Source organism: Skermanella sp. (assembly GCF_059503625.1).
Genome location: NZ_JCACHA010000374.1, coordinates 1 through 2624, shown reverse-complemented (window position 1 = coordinate 2624; position 2624 = coordinate 1). Strand labels below are relative to the sequence as shown.

Here is a 2624-nt window from a genome sequence, read left to right as displayed (position 1 = left end):
AGCTGCCGGCAAGGGCGAGGGCACGACCATCTACCGCCTGCGCGACTGGGGCGTCAGCCGCCAGCGCTACTGGGGCTGCCCGATCCCGGTCATCCACTGCGAAGCCTGCGGCATCGTTCCGGTGCCGGAACAGGACCTGCCGGTCGAACTGCCGACCGATGTCAGCTTCGACCAGCCGGGCAATCCGCTGGACCATCACCCGACCTGGAAGCACGTGGCCTGCCCAACCTGCGGCGGCGACGCCCGGCGGGAAACCGACACCTTCGACACCTTCTTCGAAAGCTCCTGGTACTTCGCCCGTTTCTGCTCCCCGCACGAAACGGCGACCGCTTTCGACCGGAGTGCGGCGGACTACTGGCTGCCGGTGGACCAGTATATTGGCGGCGTCGAGCACGCCGTGCTCCACCTGCTGTATTCGCGCTTCTTCACCCGCGCGCTCAAGGACTGCGGCTACCTCAGCGTGGCCGAGCCGTTCGAGGGTCTGATGACCCAGGGCATGGTGACCCACGCGACCTACAAGGACGCTCAGGGCCAGTGGCTCTACCCGGAAGAGGTCGAGCAGCGCGACGGCGTGCCCGTCCGGATCGACGGCGGCGAGCCGGTCGAGATCGGCCGGCTGGAGAAGATGAGCAAGTCCAAGAAGAACGTCGTCGGGCTCGAGCACATCATCGACACCTACGGCGCCGACACCATGCGGCTGCTGCTGCTGTCCGACAGCCCGCCGGAACGCGATCTGGAATGGACCGAGTCGGGCATCGACGGGGCGTGGCGCTACGTCGCCCGCGTCTGGCGCCTGATCACCGAACCCGCCGCGGAGCTTGCCCCGGCCGGCAGTCCGCAGCCGGCGGAGATTTCCGACAAGGGGCAGGCGGCTCGCCGGATCGTCCACAAGACGATCGACGGCTTCGGCGACGACGTCGAGAAGTTCCGCTTCAACAAGGCGGTCGCCCGCGTCCGGGAGCTGACCAACGCGCTGGCGGAGCTGGACGGCAAGGGCGCCGGCGAGGGATGGGTGCTGCGCGAAGGCTATGAGACGCTGGTCAAGCTGATCGGCCCGATGATGCCTCACCTGGGCGAGGAACTGTGGCAGGGGCTGGGCCATACCGAGCTGCTGACCGAGTCGCCCTGGCCGGAGGCCGATCCGGCGCTGGTCGTGGACGAAAGCGTCGTGGTGGCCGTCCAGGTCAACGGCAAGCTCCGCGCCCAGCTTCCGCTGCCGCGCGACGCCGCCAAGGACATCGCCGAGGAGGCGGCCCTGAACGACGCCAACGTCCAGCGCGCCATGGAAGGCAAGCCGGTCCGCAAGCTGATCTACGTGCCCAACCGGATCGTCAACGTGGTTGTCTAAGCATGGGGTCGTCTGAGCATGCGGTCGTGTAAGGCTTCTCACGGGAGAAGGCCGTGGTGAAGGTTGCGGCTGGCCGCATCGATGGTTTCCTGCGCCGCCCGGACCCCTCGGTCCGGGCGGTGCTGTTCTACGGCCCCGACAGCGGGCTGGTGCGCGAACGGGCCGATACGGTGGCGCGCGGAGTCTGTCCGGACCAGCACGATCCCTTCCGCGTCGTCGATATCCTCGGCTCCGCGATCGCCAAGGACGCGGCCCGGCTGGCCGACGAAGTGGCGTCGATGTCGCTGACCGGCGGACGCCGCCTGATCCGCGTCCGCGATGCCGACGACGGCGTTACCGGTTCCTTCGCCGCCCTGTTCGAGTCGATGCCCGGCGGCGACAGCATGGTGGTGGTCGAGGCCGGCGACCTGCCCAAGGCCTCCAAGCTCCGCGCCCTGTTCGAGAACTCCGACTACGGCGCCCCGATCCCCTGCTACGTCGAGGATGAATCGGCCTTGGCCGACACCATCGGATCGATGCTGGCGGGGCACAAGCTGACCGTCAGCGCCGACGCCCGCGACTTCCTCGCCGCCAACCTCGTCGGCAACCGGATGGTGGCGCGGGGCGAGATCGAGAAGCTGGTGACCTATATGGGCGGTCCCGGCCGGGTCGAGCTGGAAGACGCCCAGGCCTGCATCGGCGACAGCGGCGCCCTGGAACTCGACGCCCCCTGCTGGGCCGCCGGCGACGGCGACTTCGCCGGGGTCGACCGCGCGCTCCGCCGGCTCTTCGCGGAGGGTATGAGCCCGGTCCCGATCCTCCGCACGGCGCAGCGCCACTTCCAGCGGCTTCAGCTGGTCGTGGCCCAGGTCCAGCGGGGCGACTCGCTCGAACGCGCCGTCGGCACGCTGCGCCCGCCGCTGTTCTTCAAGGTGAAGAACCAGTTCATCGCTCAGGCCAAGCGCTGGTCGCCCGCCGCCCTGCGCCAGGGCCTCGACCGCCTGACCGAGGCCGAGGCCGACTGCAAGCGCACCAACATGCCGGACGAAACAGTCTGCGCCCGCGCTTTCTTCCAGCTGGCGGTACTCGCGCGCAGCCGGCGGTAGGATCCGGCTTCCGTCCGGTCACGGACGGGGTAACACTCCATCCTCCAGGCAATTACCTGCCGATTCAAATAGTTGAACGTGATCGGACGCCTTGCTCTATGCTAGGCAGGTTGTTTGCGTAGCCAACTGATTGGCTCTTAAGGCCGCAGGAATGGACACCTCGATCACGACTTGCAGGGCGCGCTGAATGG

At 68.3% G+C, this 2624-nt stretch carries 2 protein-coding genes; both read left to right on the top strand.

The features are described 5' to 3' along the window. The coding region (locus tag AC5JJ6_RS08350) for a class I tRNA ligase family protein (RefSeq protein ID WP_496041592.1) at positions 1-1348 on the top strand (1348 nt) is incomplete at its 5' end. Between the two features lie 53 nt (positions 1349-1401). Beyond that, entirely contained in the window at positions 1402-2433 is a 1032-nt protein-coding gene (holA, locus tag AC5JJ6_RS08345) for a DNA polymerase III subunit delta (RefSeq protein WP_496041591.1), read from the top strand. Positions 2434-2624: the final 191 nt, after the last annotated feature.